Annotated in this window: 14 protein-coding genes; 8 read left to right on the top strand and 6 right to left on the bottom strand. The window is 49.3% G+C overall.

Features of this window, described 5'->3' with window-relative positions; all coding sequences use genetic code 11:
- The first annotated feature begins 71 nt into the window (after positions 1 to 71).
- Positions 72 to 2,672 carry a sensor domain-containing phosphodiesterase gene (locus CEW91_RS11525; protein WP_088769180.1) on the top strand — a complete coding sequence of 867 codons (2,601 nt, stop codon included), beginning with the start codon at positions 72 to 74 and terminating at the stop codon, positions 2,670 to 2,672.
- Here the strand turns inward: CEW91_RS11525 and rep are convergent.
- Positions 2,669 to 4,681, bottom strand: coding sequence for a DNA helicase Rep (rep, locus tag CEW91_RS11520; RefSeq protein ID WP_088769178.1), 2,013 nt, complete (start codon positions 4,679 to 4,681; stop codon positions 2,669 to 2,671). The genes CEW91_RS11525 and rep overlap by 4 nt on opposite strands.
- A 110-nt stretch (positions 4,682 to 4,791) precedes the next feature.
- Here rep and CEW91_RS11515 point away from each other — a divergent pair, with 110 nt between their 5' ends.
- Positions 4,792 to 5,037, top strand: a complete 246-nt coding sequence (locus CEW91_RS11515; protein WP_011233471.1) for an accessory factor UbiK family protein — start codon at positions 4,792 to 4,794, stop codon at positions 5,035 to 5,037.
- 9 nt (positions 5,038 to 5,046) lie between these two features.
- Positions 5,047 to 5,787: a ferredoxin--NADP reductase gene (locus CEW91_RS11510; protein ID WP_088769177.1), complete on the top strand. Its 741-nt coding sequence runs from the start codon at positions 5,047 to 5,049 to the stop codon at positions 5,785 to 5,787.
- A 7-nt stretch (positions 5,788 to 5,794) separates the two neighbouring features.
- Here the strand turns inward: CEW91_RS11510 and CEW91_RS11505 are convergent, their stop codons facing one another.
- The 4 genes from CEW91_RS11505 to CEW91_RS11490 are packed head-to-tail and all read right to left on the bottom strand — an operon-like array spanning position 5,795 to position 9,584.
- On the bottom strand, positions 5,795 to 6,526 hold the full coding sequence (locus CEW91_RS11505) for a DsbA family protein (protein ID WP_088769175.1): 732 nt from the start codon (positions 6,524 to 6,526) through the stop codon (positions 5,795 to 5,797).
- A 29-nt stretch (positions 6,527 to 6,555) separates the two neighbouring features.
- Positions 6,556 to 7,086: a protein disulfide oxidoreductase gene (locus CEW91_RS11500; protein WP_232506973.1), complete on the bottom strand. Its 531-nt coding sequence runs from the start codon at positions 7,084 to 7,086 to the stop codon at positions 6,556 to 6,558.
- A complete protein-coding gene (locus CEW91_RS11495) occupies positions 7,070 to 9,154 on the bottom strand; it encodes a protein-disulfide reductase DsbD family protein (protein ID WP_088769172.1) in 2,085 nt (694 codons plus the stop codon). The genes CEW91_RS11500 and CEW91_RS11495 overlap by 17 nt, the downstream gene beginning before the upstream one ends.
- Positions 9,155 to 9,203: 49 nt before the next feature.
- Positions 9,204 to 9,584 (bottom strand): hypothetical protein, encoded by a 381-nt coding sequence (locus CEW91_RS11490; protein ID WP_088769170.1) that lies wholly within the window; start codon positions 9,582 to 9,584, stop codon positions 9,204 to 9,206.
- Positions 9,585 to 9,763: 179 nt separating this feature from the next.
- Here CEW91_RS11490 and CEW91_RS11485 point away from each other — a divergent pair, with 179 nt between their 5' ends.
- Positions 9,764 to 11,320, top strand: a complete 1,557-nt coding sequence (locus CEW91_RS11485; RefSeq protein ID WP_088769168.1) for a YifB family Mg chelatase-like AAA ATPase — start codon at positions 9,764 to 9,766, stop codon at positions 11,318 to 11,320.
- A gap of 102 nt (positions 11,321 to 11,422) precedes the next feature.
- On the opposite strand, the gene ltaE is transcribed toward CEW91_RS11485, so the two are convergent.
- Complete coding sequence (gene ltaE / locus CEW91_RS11480; protein ID WP_088769418.1) at positions 11,423 to 12,436, bottom strand: low-specificity L-threonine aldolase; 1,014 nt, start codon at positions 12,434 to 12,436, stop codon at positions 11,423 to 11,425.
- A 128-nt stretch (positions 12,437 to 12,564) separates the two neighbouring features.
- Between ltaE and CEW91_RS11475 the strand changes: the two genes are divergently transcribed.
- The 4 genes from CEW91_RS11475 (at position 12,565) to CEW91_RS11460 (ending at position 15,604) form a co-directional block, all read left to right on the top strand.
- A complete protein-coding gene (locus CEW91_RS11475; protein WP_088769167.1) occupies positions 12,565 to 13,530 on the top strand; it encodes a PLP-dependent cysteine synthase family protein in 966 nt (321 codons plus the stop codon).
- Between the two features lie 29 nt (positions 13,531 to 13,559).
- Entirely contained in the window at positions 13,560 to 14,732 is a 1,173-nt protein-coding gene (locus CEW91_RS11470) for a cystathionine gamma-synthase (RefSeq protein ID WP_054490908.1), read from the top strand.
- Positions 14,733 to 14,932: 200 nt separating this feature from the next.
- A complete protein-coding gene (locus CEW91_RS11465) occupies positions 14,933 to 15,151 on the top strand; it encodes a hypothetical protein (protein ID WP_053953218.1) in 219 nt (72 codons plus the stop codon).
- A 21-nt stretch (positions 15,152 to 15,172) separates the two neighbouring features.
- The gene (locus CEW91_RS11460) at positions 15,173 to 15,604 is read left to right on the top strand and encodes a VOC family protein (protein WP_088769165.1); all 432 of its coding nucleotides are present in this window, start codon (positions 15,173 to 15,175) and stop codon (positions 15,602 to 15,604) included.
- The last annotated feature ends 7 nt before the right edge of the window (positions 15,605 to 15,611 follow it).

Raw genomic sequence — 15,611 nt, 5'->3', positions numbered from 1 at the left:
CTGTTAAAAAAATTAACATCTGTTGATTAAGTGTGCTTGGCAAGGAGTGTCGTGCTTACAGGTAAGCAAAAATGACAGAAGGAAAGGTAAACAAGACGGAAGTTCGGCAACTAGAGAGTGAAAATGAACGCCTGAAAAAGGTTGTTGATAGACTCAAGGGGCTGACCCAAAAGTACCGTTCCGCTGAAGTGGTCCAAAAGGCGCTGTTCCGTATTTCGGAACTGGCGGCTTCTGTGCGCGAAATGGATAATTTCTACCGCTCCTTGCATGGAATTATTGGCGAGCTTATGTACGCTCGCAACTTCTATATTTGCCTATATGACGCGAAACAAGAGATTGTTGACTTTGTTTATTTTGTCGATGAAATAGACCAAGACACAATTTTTGAACAAGTTCCTATCGATCAGTTAAGCAAAGGCCTTACTGGCTACGTTTTGCGAAAAGGACAGCCACTGCGTTGCCCGCCAGAAGTCTATCGACGTCTAATAGAACAAGGCGAAATTGAGGGACTAGGAGCTGAACAACAAGACTGGCTGGGTGTCCCTTTAAAGCATGGCAATGCGACTATTGGGATAATGGTGGTACAAAGCTACAACGAAGATGTTCGGTACGACAGTGCGGACGAAGACTTATTGATGTTCGTTTCTCAGCACGTTGTCAACGCGTTGGAGCGTTTGAAGCAGCGCGACCTGATGCAAAGTGAAATTGAGCATCAAACGGCAGAGCTGCGACACGTTAACGAAAGCTTAATGAGTGAAATTACGATTCGAGAGCGTGCAGAGCAGCAGACATCAGTATTATTCGCTATCTCTGAATTAACGAATACGTCAGATGATATGGGCGCGTTTTACCGGCAACTGCACCGACAAATTGGCAAGCTCATTCACGCCGATAACTTCTATGTTGCGCTACTGTCTGACGATAAAAAGTTTCTTCACTTTCCTTACCATGTCGACGAAACCGGTAACAAAGCCGAGAAAAGGCGGATCGGTAAAGGTTTAACTGAGTACGTTATTAAAAGACGCGAGCCTGCTTTTATTGACTCGAGTACACGCCAACAGTTACTCAAAAAAAATGAAATTGAGCTTGGCTATGGCGGTATGAAACTCGCGAAGCAGTGGCTCGGTAGTCCGCTGATGATGAACGGGCAAGTGTTTGGCGTTATCGCCGTGCAAACGTATGACGGTGAGTTTCTTTACAAAAGTGATGACTTAGAGCTTCTTAACTTCGTATCTCAGCACGTTGCGGTGGCGATTGATCGAAAACGTTCCGCAGAAGAGATACAGCGTGTTAACCAGTTTCTTGAAAAGAAAGTGGCGGAACGCACTGAGGAGCTGGTTTCAGAAATTGAACGTCGTAAGAAAACCGAATCGAACCTTTTCCATGCCGCGCATCATGACAATTTGACCGGACTGCCGAATCGAATCTTATTTAATGAGCGACTAAAGCAAGCCGTGGCCCATAAACGGCGCCACCCGGAGCATCATTTTGCAGTGTTGTTTGTTGACTTAGATCGCTTTAAAAACATTAACGACACCCTGGGGCATTCTGCGGGGGATGAGTTTTTATTAGAGGTCAGTAAACGTATTGGTGCCTGTGTCAGAGATAACGATATGGTTGCGCGCTTAGGTGGCGATGAGTTTGTCATTTTGCTGGATACTATTACCTCGATTGAGGATGCAAAGGACGTGGCCAAACGTATCATTCAGCAAATGAATGAACCTTTCCAGTTAAACGGCCAAGAGCATTACTCCGGCGCCAGTATTGGTATCGCTGAATGTCTTGAAAAAACCGACTCAGCTGAGCGTCTGCTGCGTGACGCCGATGCGGCGATGTATCAGGCGAAAGGCATGGGACGTGGTCGCTACGTCCTGTTTGACGACAGCATGCACGAATCATTGGTTGACAGCGTTCGTAAAGAAACAGCGTTGCGGCACGCAAAAGTTGAGAAGGATTTCGGTGTCACCTACCAGCCTATTGTGCAGCTTGATAGTGGCGAGATAACAGGTATTGAAGCGCGCATAGAATGGCAAGACCCGCGTTATTCATTCGACAGTAGTGAGTTGTTGCCGCTTGCGGAGCGCACCGGGCTTATTGTGAAGCTTGATCGTTATGCGCTAAAAACTGCCTGTCAGTGGGTAACAAAGAAAAGTCTTCCCAAAGACGTGATGTTGCACGTGAATTTATCCGTGCGCCATTTGCTTAAAACAAGTCATTTGAATGAGCTGGTTAATATCGTACTGGATAATGGCGTTAAACCGGAGCAACTGGTTTTAGAGTTTGATGAAACCTCATTAGTGCAGGACGGTCGCCGAGTGCTCGCCAGTCTGAGACGTCTATCTGAATTTGGCTTCACGTTAGCGATAGATAATTTTGGTAGTGGTTCAGGACCGCTTCAGTTCCTGTATAACTTCCCGTTCAGTATTTTGAAGCTCGACCATCATTACATTGCCCGTTTGGGCAGCAATTCGCGCGCGCAGGCCATGCTTAAGCATATTGTGACGTTGTGCAACGAGCTGGATATTCAAGTATATGCGGATGGCCTGGAAACCGAAGGTCAAAAGCAGGACGTTGAAGCTCAGGGGGTTGCAGTAGGACAAGGCCGTTTTATCGATACCCACTATGGAGTGGAACTGAAAAAGGACGATGGCAGTCACTTTGTCTGTGCCTAAGATTTCTTCAACGCATTTTTTAGCATGGCCAGCCCCTGACTTCGTTGCTCTTCCCGCTCTTCATCCGACTTTTGCTTGCGGTGTTCCCATTCTAAATCGTCCTGCGGTAATTCCAGCAGAAAACGGCTGGGCTGCGGCTCAAGCTTTTCACCGAACTGTCGGCGCTCTTTCGCCATAGTGAAGACTAACTTATGCTGTGCCCGGGTTATGCCCACATAAGCTAGCCGACGCTCTTCTTCAATGTTGTTTTCATCGATACTGCTTTGGTGCGGTAGCAATCCCTCTTCCATCCCCACCAAAAACACGTGGGGAAACTCCAGACCCTTGGAGGCGTGCAGGGTCATCAACTGTACTTGCTCGAATTGCTCATCCTCTTCATTACGGGACATCATATCGCGCAATGACAAGCGGCTGACCACCTGGTCGATTGACATCGGCTCATGCTCAGCGTCACCTTTTAGCATATCGGACACCCAGCGATGCAGTTCGTACACATTCTTAATGCGCATTTCGGCCGCTTTTGCACTGGGGCTTTGTTCAAACAACCAGTCCTCGTAGCCAATTTCGCTGAGTAACTGTCGCACTGCATCGCTGGCATCTTCCTGATGATCAGCCTGACGGGCCAGGGTATCTATCATGTTGCGGAACACGTCCACATGCTGAAAAACACCGGTGTTGAGCTGCGTTTTTAAATAGGGTGACTGGCAGGCTTCAAATAAGCTGCAACCTAATTCCTGCGACAAACGACCAATGCGCTCCACAGTTTGCGGACCAATGCCACGGCGCGGCGTGTTAATAATACGCAGGAACGCGGTGTCGTCTGTCGGGTTCACCAGTAAGCGCAGGTAAGCCATAATATCTTTTACTTCTGCGCGGGCAAAGAACGACTGGCCACCGGTGATTTTGTAGGGAATGCGGTTGTTCATCAGGGCCTTCTCAAACAAGCGCGACTGATGGTTTCCTCGGTATAAAATGGCAAAATGGTGGTAAGGGGTTTTGCGCAAAAAGCGGTGCTTTACTATTTCTGCCACCACACGTTCGGCTTCATGTTCTTCATTCCGGCCAAAGATAACACTCAGCGGTTCGCCGTATTCCATCTCAGAAAACAGCTTTTTCTCAAAGACGTGTGGGTTATTTTCAATGAGTATGTTGGCTGCTTTCAGAATACGGCCGTGGGACCGGTAATTCTGCTCCAGTTTCACCACTTCCAGTTGCGGAAAGTCCTGTTTTAACAATGCGAGGTTCTTCGGCTGCGCACCGCGCCAGGAGTAAATGGACTGATCATCGTCGCCCACTACGGTAAAACGGGCTCGCTCGCCCACCAGCAACTTGACCAGTTGATACTGGCTGGTGTTGGTGTCTTGATATTCATCCACCAATAAATACTGAAACTTTTTCTGCCAACGCGCGCGGGCGTTTTCGTTAGTTGCCAGCAATAAGGTCGGTAGACGAATCAGGTCGTCAAAGTCGACCGCATTACAGGCACTGAGATTATTTTGGTACTGCTGGTACACTTGCGCAAAAGCGTTTTCCTGATCATTATTCGCTTTTTGCAACGCCTGCTCCGGTGACAGCATGGCGTTTTTCCAGTGACCTATTTGATGCTGACAGGCTTGAATCAGGGCTTTGTCGCCCTCAAATATATCTTCAGTAAGGGCGTTTAGCAGAGCGTAAGTGTCCTGATCATCAAACAACGAAAAACCGGGTTTGAAGCCCAGTGTGCTGAGTTCGCGCCGGATAATATTCAGTCCCAGAGTATGAAAAGTGCACACGGTTAGACCGCGCAACTGCGCTTTTGGCAAGGTTTGCGCGATACGCTCTTTCATCTCTTTGGCGGCTTTATTGGTGAAAGTCACCGCACCAATTTGGCGTGCCGTGTAAATTTGCTGACGAATAAGGTAGGCAATTTTCTCGGTGATCACCCGGGTTTTACCGCTACCGGCACCGGCCAGCACCAATAGAGGTCCCTGAGTATAATGTACAGCCTGGTTCTGGCGATCGTTCAGCATGGGCGCCGCGGAGTTCCTGATTCGTGAAAAAGCCGATAAGAAGCTCGGATTTTACCTGAATCTCCTGCTAAGCTAAATGAATAAGCAACGATTTACACAAAGAGAGACTTATGGACAACAAAACCATTGAAAATATTGCTCGCCAAATTAACGACAGCATGCCAGCCGGTGTGAAAGAGCTGGCCGGAAATATGGAGCAGCGCGTTAAGCAAACCCTGCAGTCGCAGCTGTCGAAACTCGACTTAGTCACTCGCGAAGAGCTGGACGTACAGCAGCAAATGCTGTTACGCCTGCGTGAGCGCGTAGAACTGTTAGAAAAAGAACTGGAAGCGACCAAAAACCAGAATAAGGACTGAGTCAGCCGTATGATCCAATGGATTAGTGGGAAAGTTGTCGAGAATTACCGTTGGAGTTCTGGCGTTTTCAGTTTGAGAGTGGTGGCCGAGCCGTTTGACTTTAAAGCCGGGCAGTTTGTGCGTTTGGGCTTGAATGTTGGAGGTGAGCAGTTATTGCGTGCCTACTCGCTGGCCAGTGCACCCGGCGAAGCCATATTGGATTTTGTCATAGCCGAAGTCGAAGACGGCGAGGTCAGCACTAAGCTCGCTCAGTTGCAGCCGGGAGACAGTGTGAATATCACTCAGCCTGCTGGCGGCTTTTTCACGCTGGACGAAGTGCCGGACGGCGACAGCTTGTGGATGCTTTCTACCGGCACTGGCATTGGCCCGTTTATTTCCATGCTGCGAACCGAAAAGCCATGGGAACGATTCAAACGCATCAACCTCGTGCATGGTGTACGCGTGGCAGAAGATTTGGTTTATCAAGGGCAAATTGAGCAGTGGCAACAAGAATACCCCGGGCAGCTGGGCTATCAGCCGGTAGTTACCCGCGAAAGCATTCCGGGTGCGTTTTCTGCACGCATACCTGAATTGATTCGTTCAGGCCAATTAAGCGAAGCAGTCGAAACGTCTTTAGATACCAGCGCGCAAGTGATGCTTTGCGGTAACCCCGACATGATAAAGGAGTCGCGCGCCGCGCTGGCGGAACTGGGGCTTGCGAAGAATACCCGGCGCAAACCGGGCAACGTGACGTCCGAAAATTACTGGTAACGAGCGGTTAATCTAAGTCAAACTGCGTTTCGGCGATAGCCTCCAGCTTGTCATGAGGGATGTAACCCGGTGTTACCTGCTGACCAATAATAAGGGTCGGTGTGCCGCGAAATCCTAAGTCGCGAAATGCTGACATATTTTTGCGAATAACTGCCTCGTTCTCGCCGGATGGTGACAAAAAGGCCTCGGTACCCGTGACTTGCGCGACACTCCCCAGTGACTCAGCGGTGTGCATGCCCGACTTTTTCATCATTAAGTTGTGGGCTTCAAAGAACGCCTTAGGGTCATTGCGCCACAGGTTCAGCCCATAGAGTGCTGAGTTGGTTTTGAGCCCATCGACCTGCTGTTGGCGTAAAGGCACGAAAATATTCACGACCTGAATAGACGGGTATTCCTCAATCAGTTTATGCAGTCCGGGCTCTAATTCTTTGCAAAACGGACAGTTGTAGTCGGTAAACACAATGATTTTATGCGGCGCATTTTGGTCACCTAAAATTGGATGTGCCGCCGACTGATACAGCCATTCCTGGTGGTTAGCAAAGGCGTTTTTCTGCTCATTTTGCTGTTCTAAAAAGCGCTGCAAGCCCCTGTGAATGTTTGAAATTAGCTGCGGGTTTTCACGCAATAGCTGTTCGACTTTCTCCAAATCTTCTTCTTGTTGTGGGTTTAAATCTTGCGCAAATACGTTGCTGCTAAAGATAAAAGCAACGATGAAAAACGTTTTATAGATAAAATTCATACGACTTTCCTACTTAAAAATTGGTTACTTCAAAAAAACTGGTGAAACCAAAGGCGGATAAACAAACCGGAGGGCGTTGTGACTCCGGTTGTGGCCGACACAATGTCACCGTTTTTAATAATGATGATGGTGGGCGTGGCAGATACCTGCCAGCCATTAGAGACGCGGTTGAGGTTGTCGTTAACAATAGGAAACTCATACCCTTTTGCCTGTGCATAGCGAGTCAGTTTGTCACTGTTGCCGGAGCGCAAAGCCACACTAACGGTTGGGTAGTGGTTACCAACGTAGTCAACGGTAGGCGATACCGCCGGACAAACCGGGCACCAGGTCGCCCAGAAATACAGCATGACCGGACCGTCTTTGCTCAGTTCGTGTAAGTTATATTGTTTGCCGTTAATGTCTGTCAGTGACGAGAGTTCTGCCGGAACAGACTCCGGCACGTTACTATTACGAAAGGCATCGACTACGAAAGCGACGACCGAAAACAGGACAATATAAAGCGCTGCGGTTCGTAGCCGCTTTGCCCACGACGGTTTCGCTTTGTTATTGCTCACGAGCATCCTCCAGCGCGTCCATAACTTTGTTTTTACTGAGTACTACGGGCAGGGTTATACCGTCCGGAGCGCCGGGTCCGTAGACTTTGTTAAAGGGCACACCAAAGGTATTGTTGACCTTTAAGTATTGTGTAATGCTCTCGTTCGCTTTGGTCCAGTCGCCACGCAGACGGGTGACGTGCTCCTGGCCTAAAGCGGTAAATACCGGGTCTTGCAGTAATACGCCCACCTTATTGGCCTGGCAGGTCACGCACCAGTCAGCGGTCACATCCACAAACACGATTTGGCCATCGGCAACGGCCTCCTCAATCCGCTGCTGGGTTAGTGGCTGCCATTGGTGGTCCTGTGGAAGTTTGTTGACCCAGCGGTCAGCAGTAAGAATTAACGTTGTACCGACAACGGCAGCGAATACCAAAAAGCCACCAATGGATAAAAACAGCGCCTTGCGGCCATGCACCTTACCAATAATCACCAATGTCAGAACCGATAAACCGACGGTTAGCGCCAGGAATACTTCGTTGCAGATAAAGTTTTTCAGCAAGGTTGTCAGCCAAACCGTGGTTGCCAGCATCATAATGGCAAATATCGGTTTCACCCATTGTATCCAGCGACCGGGCTTGGGCAGTAACTTTGCGGTTTTCGGGAACATGGCTATAAGCAACCAGGGCAGTGCCATGCCAACGCCTAAGGCGGCAAAAATCAACAGAATAACCGATGACTCCGCGGCTAAGGCAAAGGCGACAGCGGTGCCCAGAAATGGTGCCGTGCAGGGCGTTGCCAATACGGTGGTCAGCATACCTTGCAGGAAGTGCCCTTTGTAGCTGTCATCACCAGCGGTTGCTGCACTGGTGCTTATGGAAGACGGCAATTTAAACTCAAAGGCGCCCATTAAGTTCAGTGCAAACAACCAGGTAATAGCCACCAGTGCCGCAATGAAATAGGGATTTTGGAATTGAATACCCCAGCCGACTGAACCACCGGACCAGCGAAGCACCATAAGCCCTAAAGCAATGACCAGGAATGAGCTGATAATGCCCAGCGATGAGGCGAAAAACTGCCGACGCACCACGCGGGGTTGTTGTGCTCCGGAAAGCATCAGGCTTTGTACTTTCAGGCCCAGTACCGGTAACACGCAGGGCATAATGTTCAGAATAAGGCCACCGGCTAAGGCCATGAGCAGAATAGCCCAAAGTGGCGGTGCGTTATCAGCAATAGTGCCTGCGGTTAGATGAACCTGATATTCTGCGGCGAAGTTCTCGTCACTGACCGTCGCGGTAAGTTCTGAATCGCCCAAGTCCGGCAACTCAAGCCAGTGACTGACCTCAATATCTGCCGTTAGCGTATTTCCTGTAACCTTAAGGTCAGGAGACGAAAAGGTGGCATCTGCTAAGGCTTCATCGTTACTGTGGATAAACAGCTGCGGATCTTGCCAGCCGCTATCGCGCTCTATGGTCAGTTGAATGCGCTGGTTGGCGTCAGACCAAATCGCTTGTTTCACAGCATTGCTGTTGTATTCGCGAGGCACTTTGCCCATAGCCTGGTTAAAGGCAAAGGCGCGATCGCTGTCGACGGTCAATGTGTCTAAATTAATACGCAGATCAATCGGGTAATCTGTTAACACACAAACGGTGGTACAGGACGACATGGTTAGTGTTCCGCTAATGTGCGCCTGTCGAGTATCCGGACTCAGCTCTATCATTAACGGAAAGGTCAACGACCCTTGATACCCCACGGTATCAATGCCCTGAATGCTGTAGCGTGAAGGAACCGGCCAGTGCCATTCGATGTTTTCAATATTGGATGATTCGGACGCGTCAAAAGTCGGCGGTATGCCGCCTTCGCCCGGTGAACGCCAATAGGTTTTCCAGCCCTCATCCAGCTCAACATGCAGCAGGGCGGGTAGTAGGTTCCGCTCAGCCTCATAGTGACCGGTGAGCTCCAGCTTCACCGATACCGGCGGATGATCGTCATGACTCAGCCAACCGGTAGACGGCGTTTCTGCTAGGCTTTGCGCGCTGTAAAGCAGCAACGAAGCAATAAGCGATAGCAGCCAAAACGGTAAAATTTTATTCATACATTACTCCTGAAGTTAGTATTCCAACGATAAGAATCCGTCGGAAGGGCTACTCCAGAAAGCAACAAAATACGGCGTGGGGTCGCCTTTTACAGGAAAAGGAAAAGAGCGGAGGCGCTAACTGTTTATAAACAGCGGCTTTCAACACCAACGTCAGAAGAATAAAGAAAGACAGCGCTGCATAGGTTATGTCGGACTGAAACTGCTGCAATAAATGCGCCGTTTTGTCGCAGTCGGCTTTGGCATTTTCGTGCTTTGCACCCAAGTCCGTATGGCTTTCTGCAAGCTGTTCCGCCACTGGCGCATCTTGATGGTTAGGACAGCCTTCCAGCCAACCAAAGTTTTGTCCCCAACACAGCACCAAAACCAGTAATAGCAATGGTGCTATATACCGACCTTTTCGACACTGTTGGTTCAGTTGGTGGAACATGTTGTTGGTGACCTTTGGTTATTCGGTTTGTTCTTAATTAGGGCAGGATGATGACAGAGTTGGGGGTAAAATCAAGTGAGGAAAGGCACGATGTCGGTCAACGCTTGACGTTACTGGATTACAGACGGCAATGAGGTTTGTACTTATAGTGATGCCGTTGTTCAGTCACGGAGAGACAGATGGCGTTAGCGCGAGTGCACACACGGGCATTAATAGGCATTCATGCACCGGAAATTCGGGTTGAAGTTGATCTGGCAAGGGGAATGCCAGGGTTTACTATGGTGGGCATGCCGGCCACCACGGTTAAGGAAGCGCGGGATCGGGTCAAAACTGCCTTAATGAACGCGGGCTTTGAATATCCGCCGGCGACACGTATTACCGTTAATTTAGCACCGGCCGATATACCCAAAACCGGTGCTCGTTACGACTTAGCTATAGCCGTGGGTATATTGGCTGCATCAGGGCAAATACCCGACACCATTTTAGAGCAGGCGGAATTTTACGGGGAATTGGCCTTAACCGGTGAACTGCGTGCTGTGAACGGACTCATTCCAGCACTGTTAGCCTGTCGTGAAAAAAAGCGTCAGGCGTTTGTACCCATTGCGAATCAACAGGAGGCAGGCTTAGTCCGTGAGCAAAAGAGTTGGTTAGCTGCCGATTTGGTCAGTGTGTACGAGCATTTGCATGAACATCAGCCGCTTCGAGAATCCAAGCCAATAGACTGGGGGCAGCAAGACTCGGTTAGTGAGGGTGATTTAGCGGATGTGGTCGGGCAGGAGCAGGCAAAACGTGCTTTGCTATTATCCGCTGCGGGCAAGCATCATTTATTGTTCGTTGGGCCTCCGGGTACGGGTAAAACTATGCTGGCGCAACGCTTGAGTGGACTATTGCCGTCATTGACTGAGAAAGAGGCGATGGAAATAGCCGCAGTGAAATCGGTATGTTTTGACTATCATGGTACAGAGGCATTGACGCAGCGTGAAGTGAGATCGCCTCATCATACATGCACTGCGGCGGCTCTAGTTGGAGGAGGTAGTGGATCTGGAGCTGGTCATTCAATACGTCCGGGAGAAATATCATTAGGAAACAATGGTTTAGTCTTCCTAGATGAGCTTCCAGAATTTAGTCGGCACGTTTTGGACTGTCTGCGCGAGCCACTTGAAAGCGGTGAGGTCACCATTAGCCGAGCGGGGCATAGCGTTAAATTCCCGGCCAACTTCCAACTTGTCTGTGCATTGAACCCCTCTCCTTGTGGTCAGTTCGACGGCTCCTTAGCTAATTGCCGCTCTACACCCGACCAAATTCTTAAATACCTCAATAAGCTGTCGGGTCCGCTTTTGGATCGTATCGACATTCAGGTGATGGTACCGAGAGAAACTGAATCCATGCGTTTAAATAGTGGCATTAAGCGCGGTGGCCAAATGACGACAGCTCAGGCAAAAAGCTTAGTCGAGAAAGCCCGGCAGCGCCAATTAAAGCGACAGGGCTGTTTAAACAGCGAGTTAAAACCCAAAACCTTGAAGCGGATATGCCTTTTGTCCGAACAAAGCGAAGCTTTTTTAGCAAAAGCGGCTGAGAAGATGAAACTGTCACACCGAGCCTATCACCGAACCCTTCGTTTAGCCCGAACCATCGCCGACTTAGCTGAAAGCGACACCATAGAACAGCAGCACTTGGCCGAAGCCCTCAACTATCGGGCCCTCGATCGGCTGATTGATCAGGTGCAAAGCTTGTAGCCTGATGCTATTGCATCAGGTGCGATCTACCCGCCGTCATCTATGTGTAAATAATAATCTGTGGTGGAATGTCCGACACCTAACCTGACGTAAAACGTCAGGCTACTGGAGCCACTGCTTAAACAGCTCGATAAAACGCTTGAGCTGCTCCCGGCTAACATCTAAATGACACACTAGACGTAATTTCTGCCCGCCGGGTAATTTAATATCATGCTCTGCCATAAGCTCCCGTAAGCCGTCTGCCGGTAAACTGTCTGGCAGTTCAACAAAGGTCATATTGGTGCCGGAATAGCGAACTTTAGCTTCGGTACCTGCTAGCAGCTCCGAAAGTTGTTCAAACAGCCACTTAGCATTGTCGTGGTCGTCCTGAATGCGCTCAAACTGGTGTGTTAACGCGTAATCAATGGCAACAGCGACAAACCCCGCCTGGCGCATACCGCCGCCGACCATTTTGCGCCAGCGACGGGCGCGGGCAATCAGTTCTTTGGAGCCTGCCAGTAACGATCCGACCGGAGCGCCCAAACCTTTCGAACAACACAAAGACACACTGTCAAAAGGCGCAGCCAATTCCGCCATGCTGCGACCACTGGCAATAGCGGCATTCGGTAAACGTGCGCCGTCTAAGTGCATGGACAAACCGTTCTGATCCGCCAAAATTCGGGCTTCATCAAAATAGGTCTGGTCAATTAACTGGCCGGCGTGGGTATTCTCAAATGCTAGTAAACGGGTAATAGGAAAGTGCGGGTCGTCCGGCTTTATACGCTGCTCAATGGTGTCGAGCGACAAGGTTCCGTCTGCTTCCACTTCTACTGTTTGTGGTACCACACCGCCTAAAACCGCAGCACCGCCGGCTTCATAACGATAGGTATGGTACTCCTGCCCGACAATGTACTCGTCGCCGTTCCGACAATGACTCATGATACCCAGTAAGTTGCTTTGCGTACCGGAACTGCACAGCAGGGCATCTTCTTTACCCAGTAATTCAGCGACACGCTTTTCCAGCGCGTTAATGGAAGGGTCTTCGCCATAAACATCATCGCCAACGGTTGCATCGGCTATAGCGGCACGCATAGCGGCGCTTGGAAGGGTAACGGTATCACTGCGTAAGTCCAGCATAACAGCCTCATCTGGGTATTGGTTATAACAACTATCATCCGGTTCTAAGCTCATGGTTGTTTAGCGAGCTCAGTCAAGGGATAATGCCCCATTATTGAACCAAACACACGACAACAAAGCGACCCAATATGAAAGTTTTTAATACTGTACTGGAAATGGTCGGCAATACGCCAATGGTGAAAGTAACCAACATGGACACCGGCCCTTGCGAGCTGTATTTGAAATTAGAGCTGCAGAATCCGGGCGGCTCTATTAAAGACCGTATTGCTGTGGAAATGGTTGAGCAAGCGGAAAAGCAAGGCAAGTTAAAGCCGGGCGATACCATTATTGAAGCAACCGCAGGTAACACTGGATTAGGCTTAGCGCTAGTTGCGTCAAGCAAAGGTTATCCGCTGAAAATTGTTATGCCGGATAAAATGAGTCAGGAAAAAGTAAATAACTTACGAGCGATGGGTGCCGAAGTTGTACAGACTCGTTCCGACGTGCAAAAAGGTCACCCTGAATATTATCAGGACATGGCAGCGCGCATGGCGGAAGAAAACGGTTACTACTATGTGAACCAGTTTGAGAACCCGGCAAACGTTGATGCTCATTATAAAACCACCGGACCTGAAATTTGGCAGCAAATGGACGGCAAGTTAGATGCTTTTGTCTGTGGTGTTGGTTCGGGTGGTACGTTGACGGGCATTGGTCGTTATTTGCGTGAGCAGAACAGTGACGTTGATTTGGTACTTGCAGACCCGGAAGGCTCTATTCTTGAACCGTTGGTAAACCGCAACGAAGAAGTGGAAGCGGGCAGCTGGCTGGCAGAAGGTATCGGTGAAGACTTTGTGCCAAAAATTTGCGACATCAAATTGGCGAACACGGCATTTGCGATATCGGACAAAGAAGGTCTGACAACAGCGCGTAAATTATTAGAAAAAGAAGGCGTTATGGTGGGCTCTTCAAGCGGCTACTTAATTGCCGCAGCGCTGCGCTATTGCCAACAACAAACCGAACCAAAACGCGTTGTAACACTAGCTTGCGATACGGGTAACCGTTACCTGTCCAAGCTGTTCAACGATGACTGGATGCGTTCTCAAAACCTGCTGTAATGCTTGTTGTAGATTAAGGAACTTGAATCATGGCAAATGAAAAAACAATGAAATTCGCGACGCGCGCCATTCACGGCGGGCAGTCTCCTGAGCCGGTAACGGGCGCGGTTATGCCGCCAATTTTCACCAGCTCAACCTACGCACAGGAAAGCCCGGGTCAGCACAAAGGTTTTGAATATTCGCGCTCACATAACCCAACGCGTTTTGCTTGGGAGCGTTCCGTTGCCTCATTAGAAGGTGGTAAGCAGGGTCTGGCTTTCGCGTCAGGTATGGCAGCAACCTCGACCATTCTGGAGTTATTAGATAGCGGCGATCACATCGTTGCTATGGATGATTTATACGGCGGCAGCTTTCGTTTATTCGATAAAGTGCGTGGTCGCTCTGCTGGCCTGAAGTTCTCTTATGTCGACTTAGCTGACTTAAGCGCTGTGGAAGCCAGTATTCAGGACAACACCCGCATGATCTGGGTGGAAACGCCAAGCAACCCGATGCTTAAGCTGGTTGATATTGAAGCCATCGTTAAACTGGCGAAGAAAAAGAACCCGGACATTATTGTGGTGGTGGACAACACCTTCGCGACGCCATTTAACCAGCGTCCGCTGGAAATGGGCGCAGATATGGTGATGCACTCGGCAACCAAATACTTAAACGGTCATTCAGACATGGTTGGCGGTATCGCAGTTGTTGGCGACAATGACGACCTGGTTGAGCGCATGCTGTTCTTACAGAACTCTGCAGGTGCTATTGCCGGTCCGTTTGACTCTTACCTGGCGTTGCGCGGCGTGAAAACGCTGGCATTGCGTATGCGTCACCACAACGAAGCGGCAATGGAACTGGCCAAGTGGCTTGAACAACATCCGAAAGTGGAAAAAGTGATTTATCCGGGGCTTGAAAGCCACCCTCAGCACGAGCTGGCTAAAAAGCAAATGCAGGGCTTTGGCGGCATGATTTCTATTTTGCTGAAAGGCGATTTAGAAGCGGCGCGCAAATTCCTGGAGTCGGTAGAAGTGTTCGCCTTGGCGGAAAGCTTGGGCGGTGTCGAGTCGTTAATTGAGCACCCGGCTATTATGACGCATGCTTCGGTACCGAAAGAAAACCGTGAGAAGTTAGGCATTCTGGATAACTTCGTACGTGTATCGGTGGGTATTGAAGATCTGGATGATTTGAAAGCCGATTTAGACAAGGCGCTAAACGCATTTTAATCGCCGTTAACGATTAAAAGTATAATGTTTAATAAATAAAACCGGCTATCGAGCCGGTTTTTTGCTTTTTAATTCAACAATTTATACAAAATTTTACACTTTCGTCATAATTCAGTAGAGTTATCTCAGCCGAAAAAATGTCGGCAATAAAAAGAAAAAAACGCAAAAAGCGTTACACACATAACGAGAAGGAAAGACTTATGCTATTGAGCCTAATGGTACTCCAGGGACTCGTAGCCGCATTGTTGTTTTACGTATTAGTGGGCCAACATCAGAAGAAGCCTTTGTGGAATTTACTAGCCGTGCTGACCGCCGGTTTCATTCCACCATTAAATTGGGCGCTACTGGTATTGTCGATTGGTGTCAGAATGTGGCGCCGGTCTCCCGATACAGTTGCGGCAGCAAAACTCAGTCACTAACCGGTAAGGCAAGTTAGCAGTATGTCAGACACCACCAACGTACGACCTTTTCATTTAGCCATTCCTGTTAGTTCGTTGGACAATGCCCGAGCGTTTTACGGTGATGTGCTTGGGCTTCCTCAGGGACGCAGCAGTGACGACTGGATAGACTGGAACTTCTTCGGTCACCAATTTGTCACTCACGTAGCACCCGACGTTGCAGGCTTAAAAAACCACAGCGGCGTTGATGGACACTCCGTTCCCGTTCCTCACTTTGGCGTGGTACTATTGCGCGACGACTGGGAAGCATTGGCAGAGCGAGTTAAAGCGGCGGGTATCGAGTTCGTTATCGAGCCTTATATTCGCTTTAAAGGCAAGCCCGGCGAGCAGGGTACGATGTTCTTCTACGATTACTGCGGTAATGCGTTGGAATTCAAAACCTTTAACGACGACAGCCAAATCTTCGCAACCTAAACCCTTC

The organism is Idiomarina piscisalsi (assembly GCF_002211765.1).
In the GTDB taxonomy this organism is placed as follows: domain Bacteria; phylum Pseudomonadota; class Gammaproteobacteria; order Enterobacterales; family Alteromonadaceae; genus Idiomarina; species Idiomarina piscisalsi_A.
The sequence above is the reverse complement of the archived record's forward strand: the minus strand, read 5'-3'. Positions and strand labels throughout refer to the sequence as shown.